The 15,120-nt window shown below is 56.6% G+C and carries 14 protein-coding genes; 9 read left to right on the plus strand and 5 right to left on the minus strand.

Going from position 1 to position 15,120, the window contains the following annotated elements; genetic code table 11:
- Positions 1-3: 3 nt before the first annotated feature.
- Positions 4-1,137, minus strand: a complete 1,134-nt coding sequence (locus F591_RS0109765) for a permease (protein ID WP_019534415.1) — start codon at positions 1,135-1,137, stop codon at positions 4-6.
- 542 nt (positions 1,138-1,679) lie between these two features.
- Here F591_RS0109765 and trpS point away from each other — a divergent pair.
- Complete coding sequence (trpS, locus tag F591_RS0109770) at positions 1,680-2,669, plus strand: tryptophan--tRNA ligase (RefSeq protein WP_019534416.1); 990 nt, start codon at positions 1,680-1,682, stop codon at positions 2,667-2,669.
- 7 nt (positions 2,670-2,676) lie between these two features.
- Here the strand turns inward: trpS and F591_RS31950 are convergent, their stop codons facing one another.
- Positions 2,677-2,853, minus strand: a complete 177-nt coding sequence (locus F591_RS31950) for a DUF5325 family protein (RefSeq protein WP_019534417.1) — start codon at positions 2,851-2,853, stop codon at positions 2,677-2,679.
- A gap of 146 nt (positions 2,854-2,999) precedes the next feature.
- Between F591_RS31950 and F591_RS0109780 the strand changes: the two genes are divergently transcribed.
- Positions 3,000-3,227 (plus strand): alpha/beta-type small acid-soluble spore protein, encoded by a 228-nt coding sequence (locus F591_RS0109780; protein WP_019534418.1) that lies wholly within the window; start codon positions 3,000-3,002, stop codon positions 3,225-3,227.
- 141 nt (positions 3,228-3,368) lie between these two features.
- On the opposite strand, the gene F591_RS0109785 is transcribed toward F591_RS0109780, so the two are convergent.
- Positions 3,369-4,352 (minus strand): metal-dependent hydrolase, encoded by a 984-nt coding sequence (locus tag F591_RS0109785; RefSeq protein WP_019534419.1) that lies wholly within the window; start codon positions 4,350-4,352, stop codon positions 3,369-3,371.
- A gap of 118 nt (positions 4,353-4,470) precedes the next feature.
- Between F591_RS0109785 and F591_RS0109790 the strand changes: the two genes are divergently transcribed.
- The 3 genes from F591_RS0109790 to F591_RS0109800 all read left to right on the plus strand — a co-directional run bounded on the left by F591_RS0109790 (position 4,471) and on the right by F591_RS0109800 (position 8,799).
- Positions 4,471-4,782 (plus strand): hypothetical protein, encoded by a 312-nt coding sequence (locus F591_RS0109790; RefSeq protein WP_019534420.1) that lies wholly within the window; start codon positions 4,471-4,473, stop codon positions 4,780-4,782.
- A 91-nt stretch (positions 4,783-4,873) separates the two neighbouring features.
- Positions 4,874-6,682, plus strand: a complete 1,809-nt coding sequence (locus F591_RS0109795; protein WP_019534421.1) for an ABC transporter ATP-binding protein — start codon at positions 4,874-4,876, stop codon at positions 6,680-6,682.
- On the plus strand, positions 6,679-8,799 hold the full coding sequence (locus tag F591_RS0109800; protein WP_019534422.1) for an ABC transporter ATP-binding protein: 2,121 nt from the start codon (positions 6,679-6,681) through the stop codon (positions 8,797-8,799). Before F591_RS0109795 ends, F591_RS0109800 begins: the two co-directional genes overlap by 4 nt.
- Before the next feature lie 558 nt (positions 8,800-9,357).
- Here the strand turns inward: F591_RS0109800 and F591_RS0109805 are convergent.
- Entirely contained in the window at positions 9,358-10,287 is a 930-nt protein-coding gene (locus tag F591_RS0109805) for an iron-hydroxamate ABC transporter substrate-binding protein (protein ID WP_019534423.1), read from the minus strand.
- 464 nt (positions 10,288-10,751) lie between these two features.
- Here F591_RS0109805 and F591_RS0109815 point away from each other — a divergent pair, with 464 nt between their 5' ends.
- Both F591_RS0109815 and F591_RS0109820 read left to right on the plus strand, forming a co-directional pair.
- Positions 10,752-11,528, plus strand: coding sequence for a transporter substrate-binding domain-containing protein (locus F591_RS0109815; RefSeq protein ID WP_156829506.1), 777 nt, complete (start codon positions 10,752-10,754; stop codon positions 11,526-11,528).
- Positions 11,529-11,799: 271 nt separating this feature from the next.
- Positions 11,800-12,171, plus strand: coding sequence for a winged helix-turn-helix transcriptional regulator (locus F591_RS0109820; protein ID WP_019534426.1), 372 nt, complete (start codon positions 11,800-11,802; stop codon positions 12,169-12,171).
- Positions 12,172-12,242: 71 nt separating this feature from the next.
- Here F591_RS0109820 and F591_RS0109825 read toward each other — a convergent pair whose 3' ends face one another.
- Positions 12,243-12,803: an NAD(P)H-dependent oxidoreductase gene (locus F591_RS0109825; protein WP_019534427.1), complete on the minus strand. Its 561-nt coding sequence runs from the start codon at positions 12,801-12,803 to the stop codon at positions 12,243-12,245.
- Between the two features lie 642 nt (positions 12,804-13,445).
- On the opposite strand from F591_RS0109825, the gene F591_RS0109830 reads away from it, so the two are divergent.
- Both F591_RS0109830 and F591_RS0109835 read left to right on the plus strand, forming a co-directional pair.
- Positions 13,446-14,225: a Cof-type HAD-IIB family hydrolase gene (locus F591_RS0109830; RefSeq protein WP_019534428.1), complete on the plus strand. Its 780-nt coding sequence runs from the start codon at positions 13,446-13,448 to the stop codon at positions 14,223-14,225.
- Positions 14,226-14,269: 44 nt separating this feature from the next.
- A complete protein-coding gene (locus F591_RS0109835) occupies positions 14,270-14,482 on the plus strand; it encodes a hypothetical protein (RefSeq protein WP_019534429.1) in 213 nt (70 codons plus the stop codon).
- Positions 14,483-15,120: the final 638 nt, after the last annotated feature.

Below are 15,120 nucleotides of genomic sequence, written 5' to 3' on the forward strand. Positions count from 1 at the left end.
TACTTAAGCAAAAAATAGCCGTTCGAACAGCAGCGACGCGGCCAGCACAACGACGATGACGAGCGCCGACATTAGTAGCACGAAGCGGGCGCGGAAGGCCGACAGCAGCATGAGCGTGCCTTTGATATCGAGCATCGGGCCGAACACGAGAAAGGTAAGCAGCGAGCCTGTCGAAAAGGTCGTCGTAAACGACGAGGCGACGAACGCATCCGAGGTCGAGCAGAGCGACAGCACATAAGCGAGCCCCATCATGAACAGATGCGAGCTGAATTCCCCCTGGCCGATGGCAACGAGGCTCTCCCTGGCGACGAGCGTCTGGATAAGCGCCGTCAGCATGGCGCCGAAGATCAAATATTTGCCCATGTCGAAAAACTCGTCCGAGGCGTGGCCGAGCACCCCGGTCACTTTGCCCTTGAACCCGGCGCCGTGCGCATGGGCATGGTCGTGATGGTGATCATGAGGATGGCGGTGATCGTGCCCCGCATGTAAGGCGGCCGGGCGGCGGTCGGGCTGGGCCCGCGATTGTATGCCGCCTGGAACAGGGCCATGGTCGTGCCGGTGCGGCTGCCCATGCCGCGAATTCGCCCCGGCGAGCCTCAGCGGATTCGTTCTGACGAGCTTATAGACGAGCCAGCCGATCGCGAACGCGACAATAAAGGCGAGCGCCATTCGCGAATAGGCGATTTCCGGCCGGCTGCGAAACGCCATGAACGTCGAGGCGAAGACGACGGGATTGATAATCGGCCCGACGAGAATGAACACGACGGCGATATAGACAGGCATGCCCTTTCTCATCAAGCGCCGGATGACGGGAATCATCCCGCATTCGCACAGCGGAAAAATAAGCCCGGCGACGCAGGCGAAGCCGATGCCGAGCAGCGGATTTTTGGGCATAAGCCTGCGGAGGGTCTGCTCGGAAACGAACATTTGCAAGAGCGCCGAGACGAGCACGCCCAGCAGCACGAACGGAAAAGCTTCCAATATAATGCTGAGAAACAAGGTCTTGAAGTTTTGCAGCCCGTCCGCCTGCAGAAAGCTCAGATCGGGCAGCGGCTTGTCGGCGATAATGAGGCCGAGGAGGACCAGGCAGAGCAAGGCGGTCAGCGCAGGTCCCCAGCGAAGCAGCGACGCGGGCATAGGCGGTTCTCCTTTTTATATTCGTAATATTTATCATCTATTATAGCGTATGCAGCTTGTACTGCCTATAGGACACGTTTTTTGGGGGGAGGGACAAGCTTGCAAAAGAAGTTGACAAGGCGAAACCGTTTCGGCTATATTAATGCCAATACAGCAAAGCGATGACGGGAACAAGTAGGCGGACGAATCAGCTCCACAGAGAGCCGGGAAGGCTGGGAACCGGCGGGCGGGCGGACGAAGCGAATGGATCCCTGAGCAGCAGGCGGAACGTGCGGAACAGGCCCGACCCGGGAGCAGCGAGACCCGGGAGCAGCGATAAGCGACGAGCGCCGCATCAGTATGCATCTGCCGGCAGCCCTCCGTTACGGGGCATCAGAGGTTCAGACAAGCCTTGCACCGCCGTGAGGAGGAGCGGGGTTGCAGGCGTTTTTGTGAACGAATAAGGGTGGCACCACGGTCCTATCGTCCCTTGCGGGCGGAGGGCCTTTTTTGCGTTCCCTGACCTGAATCTGATTCGAAGGATCATGAAGGAGGAATAAGCCATGGCCAATCTGCGCGTACTATCCGGCATGCAGCCTAGCGGACGGTTGACGCTGGGCAACTACATCGGCGCATTGAAAAACTATGTCAAACTGCAGCACACGCACGACTGCTATTTTATGGTCGTTGATTTGCACGCGATCACCGTGCCCCAGGAGCCTGAGGCGCTTCGCGAGCAGAGCGAGGCAGTCAGCGCCCTGTATCTTGCGGCAGGCATCGATCCGTCCAAGGCGACGATCTTCCTGCAATCGACCGTGAGCGAGCATGCGGAGCTCGGCTGGATCATGACGACGCTGTCGTACATGGGAGAGCTGGAGCGAATGACCCAGTTCAAGGAAAAATCGGCCGGCAAGGAGTCGGTCGGCGTCGGCCTGTTCACGTATCCGTCGCTGATGGCTGCCGATATTTTGCTGTATAACGCGGACCTGGTTCCCGTCGGCGACGACCAGCGGCAGCATCTCGAGATTACGAGAGATTTGGCGCACCGCTTCAATACGCGCTACGGCGACATGTTCAAGCTCCCGGAGCCGTATTATCCGGAGGTCGGCGCCCGCATCATGTCGCTGGACGATGCGTCGAAGAAGATGAGCAAGAGCAATCCGAATCCCGGCAGCTATATCGCCATGCTTGACGAGCCGGACGTCATCCGCAAGAAGATCAGCCGCGCGGTGACCGATTCGGGCCGCGAGGTGAAATACGATCCGGCGAATAAGCCGGAGATCAGCAACCTGATGAGCATTTACTCGATGTGCTCGGATCTATCGCTGGCCGAGATCGAAGCAAGGTATGAAGGGCAGGGCTACGGCCCGTTCAAGAAAGATTTGGCCGAAGCGGTAGTCGCCGTGCTGGAGCCGATCCAGGCGCGCTACCGGGAAATTCGCGCCTCGGGCGAGCTGCATGACGTGCTGCGGCAAGGCCGGGAGCGGGCTTCCGAGCTGGCGGCGGCGACGCTTAAGCAGGTCAAAGAAAAAATGGGCTTTGTGGTGCTGTAAAGCACCCTTAGCCCTTCTTTTTTCTCATCCTGGCTTTGACGGCGAAGCCGAATCCCATGAACAGGACGGCGATGAGCGAGCAGATGATCGCCATCCCGGCTTGTCCGGCGGCCATGAAATAACTGATGCTACCGAGCAGCACGGTGGCGATGACGGCAAATAGCAATGCGAGACCTTTGGGCACGGTGTTCAACTCCTTTCGAGACGGCGATGGATGAGAGATCATCTTTTTTCAAAAGGTGCGTATAGTTTTGTGGATGCGTCGCATAATAAGCTTGCAAGCTTGCAAATACATCAAAGACATTCATTCCATTGAAAGGAGTGCTGAACATGGGTGCAGGTCAATCCCGCAGCAGCAACGTATTGGTTGTTCCTCAAGCTTCGCAAGCTCTGGATCAAATGAAGTATGAGGTTGCCCAAGAACTTGGCATTCAAATTCCGCAAGACGGTTACTACGGTTATATGGCTACTCGCGACACGGGCGCGATCGGTGGTCATATCACTCGCCGCTTGGTTCAAATCGCCGAGCAACAGCTGGCAGGCGGCCAAGCTCGCTAATCACGGCGACAAGTGAAGGCATCAAGCGTCTCATCAATAGGGGCTCAAGGAGCGCAATGCTCCTTGAGCTTTTCATGTTGCGATACGAAGGCTTCGCTTGTAAATCGGCGTCTTGCGAAAGCCCAAAAAAAGCGGGCCGGACTAATACAGGTCGACCCGCAGTCTTTTCCCCAATCGCGATTCGCTGAGCCATCCGACATAAGAATCGATCGTCTGGTACTGCCGGTCCATAAGCAGCACGGCCACGAACGGATACTGCTTGCGGTGGCGGTAGCGGACGTCCATCCAGCGCACCTCGTAGCCCCATTCATGCTCCTTGACATCGGCGCAGGCGAAGGACGTAAAATACAGGAGAGAAGCGATATTCGGATGCTTCTTCGACGCTTCGACGGCAGGGTGCACATCGCAGCGCACGCAGTCGATCCATTGCAGCTTGTCGTTCTTATACTCGCCCAGCATATAGGAGCCGTTCGCCTGGCTTTTGACGACTTGACAGTGATGCAGGTTCACGGTCGGGATGAACGTATATTTGTCGCCTTTCGCGTACTGCGGATCGCTGCGGTGCGCAGTCGATTCCAGACGGTAATGCACCCAGGTCCTCCATACATAATAGAGCGCCAGGAAAGCGTACAGGAGCGGGAACAGCCTCTCCGGCTCGACCAGATGCACAGCCCAGAGGAAGATGGCCAGCACGTGCGAAATAAAAATAACGGGATCGAAGATGTGAATGATATTCCACGAAATCCACTTGTTCGAAAAAGGCCGCGCCGCCTGCGTCCCATAGGTGTTGAACAAATCGGTAAAGACGTGAAACGCCACGGCGATGAACACCCATAACAGCGCTGTAGCGATCGGCAGCCCGTCGAAGAACAGGGCGAGCCCGCCCGTAATCAGCAGCGTCCAGATAGCGATAGCCGGGAGCGAGTGGGACAGGCCCCGGTGATTCTTAATGTACGTTGCGTTGCCGCGCAGCCGAAGCACCGTATCGAAGTCGGGAGCTTGCGAACCGATGATCGTACCGATCATTATGGCTGTCGCGACTGCAGAATCAGAGGCCACCACAGGATCGACGTGAGCCAGACCTGCGAGGCCCAGGCCGATGACGAGGTGGGTACCCGTGTCCATGTGCATCATCCTCCAAGCTTTTCGGAACGAACCGCTTCAATCAAAGTATACATCATGCTCATTATTATCATTAGTGTATCATTTTCTTCATTAAAATAAAGCAAAGGAGCGCAAAAAAATGTGTCTCGTTTTTGTCGAATACCGTCTGAAGCCGGCGTGCCGGGAGCTTTACCTGGCGTGGGCGGAATCGGTGAAAGCTCATTATCCGCAATGCACATTATATGAGGGGACGGACCAAAGGAACCTGTTTGTGGAGGTTTGGCAAGGAATCGATGAAGCGGCCTATGCCGACATGAAGCGGGCGCGCCGGCGGAGCGGGAGCGAATCCGGGGCAGCAGCGGATGTATACCGGCACTTTGCTCCATTGGGCGAATGGGTGGACGGAGGGAGAGAGAAAATCCATATTTGGCGGTTTGAAAAAGTAAAATAGTACATGATTTGCGGCAAGGATATCCATGGCATCTCCCTCCGCTTCGAGTTACCCTTACAATAGTCTGTTTCATTCGGCAGGAGGAGAACGCATGGAGAGAAAGGATATTTTCCGGACGCATATCCAATCCCACAAGTGGGCCTATGTGATGGGATTCGCATTATTGTCCATATCTAGCTTGCTTCAACTGCTGATACCATGGCTGCTCGGGCGCTTCACCGACAATCTGCAGATCGGCTCGCTGACGTACCGGGAAGCGGTCGATTTTGCTCTCTGGATGGCGGCCGTCGCCTTCGGCATCGCTTTCTTCCGCTCCTGGTCGCGAATCTACCTGTTCCGCCTGTCGCGGCAGCTGGAGATGAGGGTGCGCGGCGAGCTGTTCTCGCATTGGGAGAAGCTGTCCGCCCAATATTTCAACAATCAGCGGATCGGCGATCTGATGTCGCACGCCATCAGCGACGTCGGGGTCATTCGCGAGGTAACGATGCAAGGCTATTATAACGTTCTGGAAGCGCTTTTGCTGATCGTCATCTCGATCGTGGCGATGGTGAGCTCGGTCAATCCTTGGCTGACGCTGCTAACGATGCTGCCGCTGCCTTTGCTCAGCCTGCTGGCCTACAAGTTCAACCGCCGCATTCAGCAGCAGTCGGCGGACATGCAGGTGGCCATCGGCAACATGACGAGCCGGGTGCAGGAATTTACCGCAGGCATTCGCGTCGTCAAGGCGTTCGTGCAGGAGAAGGCGGAGCGCGAGCTGTTCACCAGGGACAATCAGCATGCGGTCGATATGAACCGCAGGTTCGTCCGTTCCAACTCGCTGTTCGGCTCGCTGAGCGCCGGGATCGTCGGCTTCAGCTTCCTCGTCTCCGTCATTATCGGAGGCGTTATGGTCATGAAGGATATCATTACGCTGGGGGAATTCGTCGCCTTCAACACGTATTTGTCGCTGCTCATGGGGCCGATCGAGAACTTGGGCAAAGTCGTCAATATCCTGCAGCGCGGCCGCGCCTCGGAGAAGCGGCTGCTGGAAATTTTCAATACGCAGCCGGACATCGTCGACGACGAGATGGCGAAGCCGGAGATTGACGAGATCCAAGGGAGCATCGAGATCCGCAACTTGACCTTCTCGTACCCGGAAGCGCCCGGTCCGGCGCTGCGGGATATTTCGCTTAAGGTGCCGAAAGGCTCGAGCCTGGCGATCGTCGGCCGGGTCGGCAGCGGGAAGAGCACGCTCGTGCATCTGCTCGTCCGCTTGTACAATCCGCCGCAGGGCACGATCTTCATCGACGGTCACGATATTCACGAAATTCCGCTGCGCACGCTGCGCGGGCAGATCGGCATCGTGCCGCAGGACCAATTCCTGTTCTCATCCACGATCCGCGACAACATCGGCTTCGACCCGCATCCGTATACGGACGAAGAGGTGGAGCAGGCGGCGAAGATTGCCCAGGTGTACGACAATATCGTCGAGTTCCCCGATCAGTTTGATACGGCGCTCGGAGAGCGGGGCATCTCGCTGTCCGGCGGACAGCGCCAGCGCGTCAGCATCGCCCGGGCGATCATCAAGCGGCCGTCGATTCTTATCTTCGACGACAGCTTATCGGCGGTCGATACGATTACCGAGGATTTGATTCTGGAAGGGCTCAAGTCGGTCATGAACCGGCGAACGACGATCATTATCGGGCATCGGATCTCGTCCGTACAGTCGGCCGATCAGATCGTCGTGCTGGAGGAGGGGCGCATCGTGGAGCGGGGCACCCATGAGGAGCTGCTCGCCATGAGCGGCATCTACGCGGACATGTATCATAAGCAGCTGCTCGACGAAGAGGCGGAGCGGCAGGAGGAGACTGACATCGGAGGCTCCAAGCCCCGAATGGTGCAGGGAGGTGCGGGGGCATGAGCCGGAGCATCCACGAGGAAAAGGCGGTCAAGCAGTTCAAGGACACCCAGCTGCTGACAAGGCTGCTGTCCTATGCCAAGCCGTATTGGAAAATGATTGTGCTGTGCATCGCGCTGGCGTTCCTGATCGTCGTCGCCGACCTGGCGCGGCCGTACATTATGAAGGTCGTTATCGACGGCCATATCAACGGGCTGAACCGGCCGATGCTGGCGGCCGGAGCGGAGCAGGCGGAGAGTCTCAAGCGATACGGCCGGGTCGTCGAATGGGACGGCAAGTCGTACGTCCGCCTGGATGAGGAGGACGCCGCCGCGGCGCAAGCGTCGCCGCCCGAAGGCGCGGAGGCTGTCCAAATCGTTCGTACGGACGGACAGTACTGGCTGATCGCGGGCTGGCTCAGCTCGCCGCAGGCGGCCGTGCAAGCGGCGGAAGCGGACGGCCGCGCCGCGGTGCTGTCGGAAGGCCGCACATTCGCGGCCGCGCCGCTGGACGAGGCAGCGCTGGCGGCGTTCCGCGCGCAGGATTACGCCGGCTTCGTCCGGCTCGGCGTACTGTTCCTGCTGACCGTGATCGGCGCGGCGGCGCTCAGCTATCTGCAGAGCAACCTGCTGCAGTATACGGGGCAGACGATCATTTTCAACATCCGCCAGCAGCTGTTCAACCATCTGAGCCGGATGTCGATGTCCTATTTCGACCGCAATCCGGTCGGACGGCTCGTCGTGCGGGTGACGCAGGATACGGAGTCTTTGAACCAGCTGTACTCCCAGGTCGTCGTCAACCTGGTCAAGGACGTCATCGTCCTCGTCGGCATCGTCGCCGTCATGCTGCACATGAGCGTGGAGCTGGCGCTGCTGTCGTTCACCGTCATCCCGGTGCTGGCGCTGCTGACGTTCTGGTACCGCCGCGTCGTGCGGGAGGCGCAGCGCCGGACGCGCACCATTTTGTCGCGGCTGAACGCCTTCCTCGCCGAGAACTTGTCCGGCATCCGGATTACGCAGCTGTTCATTCGCGAGGAGCGGCAGCGGGAGCAGTTCGACTATCACAATACCGCGTATTACCGGGCCGGGATGCGCGGCACGGTCATCAACTCGATCTTTCAGCCGGCGATCGGCATGATGGGCAATCTGGCCATCGCGCTGCTGCTCTGGTACGGCGGAGTCAAAGTCATCGACAGCAGCATCACGTTCGGTATCGTGTACGCCTTTACGCACTATGTGCGCCAGTTTTTCCAGCCCCTGATGAGTCTGGCCGAGAAATACAACCAGATTCAGCAGGCGATGGTCGGCGCGGAGCGGATCTTCGACATGCTGGACGAGAAGCCGGCCATCGCCTGCAGCGACAATCCGAAGCATTTGCCGGAGCGGGTGCGCGGCGAAATTCGCTTCGAGCATGTCTGGTTCGCTTACAATGAAGGAGAATGGGTGCTCAAGGACGTCAGCTTCACGATCCAGCCGGGCCAGACCGTCGCCTTCGTCGGCGCGACCGGCGCGGGCAAAAGCTCGATCATTCAGCTGATCAACCGCTTCTACGACATCCAGAAGGGCAGCATCAAGCTCGACGGCATCGATATTCGCGATATTCCGCTGGATGAGCTGCGCCGCTCGATCAGCGTCGTGCAGCAGGACGTCTTCCTGTTCACCGGCGACATCGCTTCGAATATCCGGCTGAACGATCATGAAATCACCGACGAGCAGGTGAGGGAAGCGGCGCGCATGGTACATATGGACGACTATGTGCGCAGCTTGCCGGACGGCTACGCCACGCAGCTCGGCGAGCGGGGCATCAACCTGTCGCTCGGCCAGCGCCAGCTGCTGTCGTTCGCCCGGGCGATCGCCCATCAGCCGCAAATCCTGATTCTCGACGAGGCGACCTCCAACATCGACACGGAGACGGAGCTGATCGTACAGGACGCCTTGCACAACATCTCGCAGGGCCGGACGACGCTGATCGTCGCCCACCGCCTCTCGACGATCCAGCACGCCGACCAGATCGTCGTCATGCACAAGGGCAAGGTACGCGAGATCGGCAACCATTATCAGCTTATTGCCCAGCGCGGCTACTATTACCGCCTGTACGAGCTGCAGTACAAGGAGCAGAGCCCTTACAGGCCGGCGCGGTAATGCGGGGGGCAATTGTCCGGGTAACATTTTAGCAAACGCGCTTCGCAGGGAGTGCCCAAGACCCCTCGAGGCGCGTTCGTTTAACGTTACAGAAAGTTTAACTAGTTTATTCCAATGCAGATAAGTAAAGAGGAATTTGAAAGTATTTGGAATGAATATGTTGTAGTTTAGCTATGTTGGTTTGAAAACTTCGAATAAACACTATTGAATGGTGACTGGACTAGTGCTAACGCTAGCCACAGAGCTTATTTTACTTGAAACGCTAGATTTGACATTGTAACGCAAGTGAGCAGTATTATTCGGCATTTTGGGCGACCCGAATGGGCGTTTCTGACCAAATAGCGTTCCTCAGTTTCGTTCTGAACGATACTGAGTGCCGTTCGCTGGAAGAGACGACAATAATGATCTCTAGCCTGCCAATTGTCCGTTACCCGGGTTGACGATGGCGAGCAAGCGGCGGCATTCAAGCTTGGTCTGCGCTATAATCGGCATGACCCGTGCGCCTGGTTGTTTGATGCTTCGCTGCTTGCTCGCACGCCATGTGCGCCCCTCTCCGGCTTACTTGCCGAGGAAACGGCTCGTGATGAACTCCATTTGATATTCCAGCGTCACCGGATCGTTGTAGAAAAACGTTCTGGCATCAACCTCGAACACGCGGTTGTTTTTGACGGCAGGGATATTCCGGTACGTTTCCGTATCCTGGAAGGAGAGATCCGCACTCCCGTCCTTGCTGAGAATCATGTAATCGCCGGCAAACTCGGGCAGCACCTCCAGGGAAAGCATGTGATAGCCTTCCTTGAGCGCATGCTCCTTCACCTTCTCCGGCATGCCGAGCTTCATTTCCTGATATACAATTTCCGTGCCGCGGCCCCAATTGTCCCCGAAGACGTAAAGCGCCTTCTCGTAGCTTTCGAACACAGTGACGGTGGCGTCTTCGCCGATTTTGGCCCGGATCTCTTCGCCTGCCTGCTTCGCGCGCTTCTGGAAATCGTCAATCCATGCCCGCGCTTCCTTCTCCTTGTTCAGCAGCTTGCCGATTTCGATAAATCGCGACAAGTAGTCCGTTTTGCCATAGGAGATGGTCACCGTCGGGGCGATTCGCCGAAATTGCTCGATGTTTTTGGTTTTCGACTCGCCGATGATCAGATCGGGCTCCAGCTCCATCACTTTTTCCAGGCTTTCGTCCGATACTTCCGCCACGTTTTGCAAAGCTTCGCTGAACCGGGGATTCGATTTGGCCCACTTGTCGACGCCGACGAGCGGAACGCCCAAAGCCATCACATGCCCGGTAAAATTGGACAAGACAACGACGCGCTGCGGATGGGCAGGCACCTCGACAGGCCCGTCCTCGGATTGGTAAATGATGGTCTCGGCTGGCTTGTTCTCAGCAGCGACGCCTCCGGTGTCGGCCGGCGCCGTCGCTTGTCCGCCGCAGGCGCTCAGAAGCAGCACACAAGCAAGCGTCAAATACATCCATCGCGGCTTCATGTTCATTCTCCTTCTCCTCCGTGGAAATGAATGCAAAAGTTAATATGATAATGATTATCAATATCAAAATCGACATATTAACAATAAAAGGAACCTACCTGCATTGTCAAGACCATTTTTCTCGATTCCGATCGGATCAGATCTCGCGCTTCGTGCCGATGTTCAGGCCAATGGGGCAACGCAAAAGGCTTGCCCTAGCGAAGCTTGCCGCGGTATTCTGAAGCTTCAGTGCAGAGTTCGCCTGTCTGTTACGCGAAACATGTATCGCTCCGTCGGTTACTGCGTCGATCAGGAAGAGACCGTCGTTAACCCGAACGGCTTTCCGGTTCGCACGGTGCTGATGAGCAAAGCGCTGTAATCCGGGAAACGATCGCCTGCAGCGATCTTGCCGTTTGCTTGAATAACAGCCCAAGCTATGGCAAACAATACCTTTGTTTACCATGCGAAGGAGGGTGCAACAAGCAATGAGTATGGGCTTATGGAGCAAGCGGGGGATCGGGCTGCTGGCCGTCATGCTGGCGATGCTGTCCGCGGCGGGCTGCGGCGGCAACCAGAAGACCCTCAAGGTAGGCATTGAGAGCAATTTTCGCCCGTTCACCTATACGGAAGCGGGGCAAAATAAGGGCTTCGAGGTGGAATTATGGGAGGCGATCGCCCGGAAAGCGAACCTGAAGTACGACCTGGTGCCGCTGTCCTACGGGGAAATGAACAAGGCCGTGCAAAGCGGCGAGGTCGACCTCGCTATTGCGGGAATGACGATCAACAAAGCCCGCAAGGACAACGTCGCCTTTTCCGATCCGTATTTCGACACGGGGCTGGTGATTGCTACACACAAGGATAACAAGGACATCCAGGGGAAAGACGATTTGGCTGACAAGGTGGTGGCGACGCGCACCGGATCGACGGCTTATTTGTATGCCAGCGGGATTCCGGGGATCAGAGAGGTTCGCGGCTACCCCGACATATCCGAAGCGTACGACCAGCTGAAAAATAAAGCTGTCGATGCCGTCATTTTCGACGAACGCAACGTTCACGATTATATCCAGACGAACGGCGACGGCAAGGTGAAGATCGTCGGCGGGATGCTGAACAAAGAAAGCTACGGCGTCATGGGTCAAAAACGCAGCAAATATATCGGCCGCATCAACGAGGCGATCGCCGCCGTTGTGAAGGACGGCACCTACAGCGCGCTGTACGCCAAATGGTTCGGCGCGCCGCCGAAGCAGCTGCCGGGCGAGTAAGCGGCCGGCTGCACCCGCTGGCGCGCATCGTCCGGACCCGCCGCACCGAAGCGGCCGCCAGGCCTTAAACCGACAAGCTTTCCGCTATTCTGTGGCGGGAAGCTTTTTTCGTGCGGCCGACTTGCCGCAAGCCGCGTCGCAAGCTGGCACGGGCGCAAGGCGGCGCTCGGCTCGCGCCCCGGCATGCTTTACATCCTTGCCGCAAGCTTGCATAATAAAATGTAAAGCACATGCCTCTGAACATATAGGCCAGCAAAGGAGAGTGCAGCCAGTGCGGCGCGAAACCTGTGTTCCGACAGGCGTAGACTTGAAGGATACCGGCTTTGGATACACGCTATCTTTAATCGGCGGCAAATACAAAATGATCATTATATACAAGCTGGCCGAGCATAAGGTCATGCGGCACAACGAGCTGAAACGAAGCATCGGCACGATTTCGTTCAAAACGCTCAGCGTCATGCTGAAGGAGCTGGAGGCCGACGGCCTGATCATCAGGAAGGAATTCCCCCAAGTCCCGCCAAAAGTCGAATACTCGCTATCGGAGCGCGGACTTTCCCTCGTTCCTTTGTTAAACATGATGTGCGAGTGGGGAGAAAACAACCGTCTGCCCGAGCGGGAAAGCGCACTGCAGCCGCAGGGATAGCGGTTGCTTCACAGCAAAAGAAGTAATTCCTGAATGAAGAAAATACTTCTTTTTTTTGCAAGCGCTGTTTATTACATATTGTCGATAAAGCGCAAATAATCCTTAGCGCTTTGCTCCAATGCGTCTGCAGGCGATTCGGTTTCGGCACCGGGCACATTGCCGCCGGGCTCCTGCTCATTGCCGTAATGCGCGAAGAACGAACGATAATCCGCACCGCAGTACCGGAACGTCGTTTCGAACGGAACCAATATTTGTCCCAGCGTGTACCGGTATCTTCCGGTTTCGCTGTAATCCTCTCTCCGTATTCCCGCAGATACCGCCAAAGCGACTTTGCGATTTTTCAATTTATCCCCAGTGGAACCGTAAGCCCACCCGTAAGCGAACACGTCGTCCAGCCATTTTTTGAGCAGCGGCGGACAGTTAAACCAATAGACAGGAAACTGCAAAACAAGATTGCCGTGCGATTCCACGAGTGCTTGTTCTTTGTTCACGTCGATATTTCCGTCAGGGTAAGCCTTGGCCAGTTCGTGAACCGTATATTTCTCCGGGTATTTCAGGAGTTCTTCCTTCCATCGCTTGTTAATGACAGAGGTTTCGATGCTGGGGTGAGTAACGATCACAAGTGTTTTCAAAATGCGGGCCTCCTTGCAAAAAAGATCTATGACAGGCGATTCCTATCGTCATCGGTCGTCACCTTCGGTGTTGAAAATTCGCCGATAAGCTTCGTCGAATTTTCAAGATAGGATGTGTCCTGAGTATAAAACGTCCGCTGTCATTTTGTAAGTATGCACTTTTAGAACAGGTACTTACGAAAAGGTGAGTATCATCTCCGCAAGTCACAGCCCGCTTGTGCAATGTTCAGCCCTAAAAATATTAATGAACTCGAGAACTGTTCAGGGCCATCCGGCGTTCTCATTCATTCACATACCCGATAGGCTATCCGCTGGAAGAAGCGAAGGCGCAGGTGATTCGGGATTTGATCGACAAGCCCGGAAGGGACTGGACGGGGCGGCCGCATGGCGGGCGTCGCGGCGAGATATGCACAGGAAAAAGTGCGCCAAGACGCAGTTATCCACAATGTTGTTCACAATATTCACAGCGATCGGAGCCCTTTTGTGTATAGGTTAAGCTGTATCCGTCAACATATCCACAGAGAAGGTTATCCACAGGAAAATATCGCCCGTCTGCGCCCAAGCCCGGCGGTCTCTGGTATAATCGAAAGCAGAAGACGATGATGCCTTCATCATTGGTATACAGAAATGGAGTGGCGCGAGATGATCAAATTGGCAGCATTCGATGTGGACGGCACGCTCAGAGACCGGGATTATTTGCCCGAATCGACGAAGGCCGCGGTCGCCAGGCTGAAGGAGAGTGGCGTGACGGTCGTGCTGTGCACCGGACGCAGCGAGTACGAGATAGCGGGACTTCGCCGGGAGCTCGGCATCGACTGGGCGGTGACCTGCAACGGAAGCCATATCGGCTACCGCGGCAAGACGGCGTTCGGGACCGCTTTTCTTAAGGAGACGGTAGCCCGCTGGCTGCAGGAGGCCGAACGGGCGGGGCATACGCTGCTTTTATACAGCTCGGACAGCATGTTCACGAACCGGGAGCACTGCGATTATTTTCGCCAAGCCCAGCAGGAGATCGGCTTTATGGAGCCGATTCTGCTTCGTTCGGGCGATGACGTGCCGGATATATACCAGTGCATCGTATTTGGCCGCGAGGACGAGCAGCACGCTTACGTCGGCGCCGAGCCTGGCGCCTATTACCTGCACCGCTGGCGCGATTGGGCGTTCGATATCAACCCGGGCGGCATGAACAAGGCGGTCGGGCTGTACCGGCTGATGGAGCATCTGGGCATCTCCTCGGGCGAAGCAGCCGCTTTCGGCGACGGGCTGAACGATCTGGAAATGCTGGAGTCGGTCGGCACCGGCATCGCTATGGGTAATGCGGGCGACGAGCTGAAGGGGAAGGCGCGGTTTGTCACGAAGACGTTGCACGAAGACGGCATCGCCTATGCGGTGGACAAGTGGATTTTAACTAGCGTCAGTTAATATGACGGCTGAGCGGTCATCTCCAGAAGGGGCTTCCTGGCATCATGATCGCCGTGAAGCCCTCGGACCATATCAGAGGCATGAACCCGTCTTTCGAATGGAAGATGGGTTCGTCTTGCTGGAAGCGGCATTTGGCCGGGAACGGCAGCGGGAGGCTGACGATGAACCGAATCGATGCGGCAGAGGCGGAGATCAGCGAGCTATATCGAGCCCTCGCCCGCAACGTGCTTGCCGTTTCCAATCGCTGTCTCGCTTAAAAAGCTGCCGCAAAGACGGGTATTCGCGAGACGTTGCACGCCAGAAAGTTTCATTTCGGTGAAGCGTTAAAGCGAGATGCGGCTGCTTTCTGCGCCCAAGAAAAAAGTCCGCTGAAGCGCGGGCGCTTATCCTTGGATTGTTTGGCTGGGCTAACGCTTGCTACAGAGCTTATTCCGCTGAAAATGATCGATTTGGCGTTCTAACGCTGGTGAGCAGCCTTATTTCGCATTTTTAGCTACCGGATTCGGCGTTTCGGACAAAATAGCGCTCGTCAGTTTCGCTTACATTTTCAAAAGCGCTCGATTCAGCTAAATAGCGTTTGTCGCAAGCGTTAGAGAGATTGTGAGCGGAATTGTGATCCGGGACCGATGACGAAGGAGATTCGCCTGTCGCAGCTGCCTCGCTTTTGGCCCGAGGCGCTCTTGCGGCGATGGCGGATAGGCGGTCAGCAGCATTATACAGCAATTCAGCCGGATTCTGCATTCCGCGCCGGCGGACAAGTGCTTACAATAGTCGTATATAATTGCACGCCCTCTGTCTTGAAAAATTCGACGAAGCTCATCGGCGAATTTTCAGCGCCGCAGGTGACGACCGATGACGAGGGAGTCGTTCGTCATAGGCGTCTATCTTTTTGCCA

This window comes from Paenibacillus ginsengihumi DSM 21568, assembly GCF_000380965.1.
In the GTDB taxonomy this organism is placed as follows: domain Bacteria; phylum Bacillota; class Bacilli; order Paenibacillales; family NBRC-103111; genus Paenibacillus_G; species Paenibacillus_G ginsengihumi.

Coding starts and splice junctions, on each gene's coding strand:
- F591_RS0109765 (WP_019534415.1), bottom strand. CDS start 1,137: ATGCCCGCGTCGCTGCTTCGCTGGGGACCTGCGCTGACCGCCTTGCTC.
- F591_RS0109830 (WP_019534428.1), top strand. CDS start 13,446: ATGATCAAATTGGCAGCATTCGATGTGGACGGCACGCTCAGAGACCGG.
- F591_RS0109780 (WP_019534418.1), top strand. CDS start 3,000: ATGGGTGCAGGTCAATCCCGCAGCAGCAACGTATTGGTTGTTCCTCAA.
- F591_RS0109805 (WP_019534423.1), bottom strand. CDS start 10,287: ATGAAGCCGCGATGGATGTATTTGACGCTTGCTTGTGTGCTGCTTCTG.
- F591_RS0109835 (WP_019534429.1), top strand. CDS start 14,270: ATGATCGCCGTGAAGCCCTCGGACCATATCAGAGGCATGAACCCGTCT.
- F591_RS0109800 (WP_019534422.1), top strand. CDS start 6,679: ATGAGCCGGAGCATCCACGAGGAAAAGGCGGTCAAGCAGTTCAAGGAC.
- trpS (WP_019534416.1), top strand. CDS start 1,680: ATGGCCAATCTGCGCGTACTATCCGGCATGCAGCCTAGCGGACGGTTG.
- F591_RS0109785 (WP_019534419.1), bottom strand. CDS start 4,352: ATGGACACGGGTACCCACCTCGTCATCGGCCTGGGCCTCGCAGGTCTG.
- F591_RS0109795 (WP_019534421.1), top strand. CDS start 4,874: ATGGAGAGAAAGGATATTTTCCGGACGCATATCCAATCCCACAAGTGG.
- F591_RS0109815 (WP_156829506.1), top strand. CDS start 10,752: ATGAGTATGGGCTTATGGAGCAAGCGGGGGATCGGGCTGCTGGCCGTC.
- F591_RS0109790 (WP_019534420.1), top strand. CDS start 4,471: ATGTGTCTCGTTTTTGTCGAATACCGTCTGAAGCCGGCGTGCCGGGAG.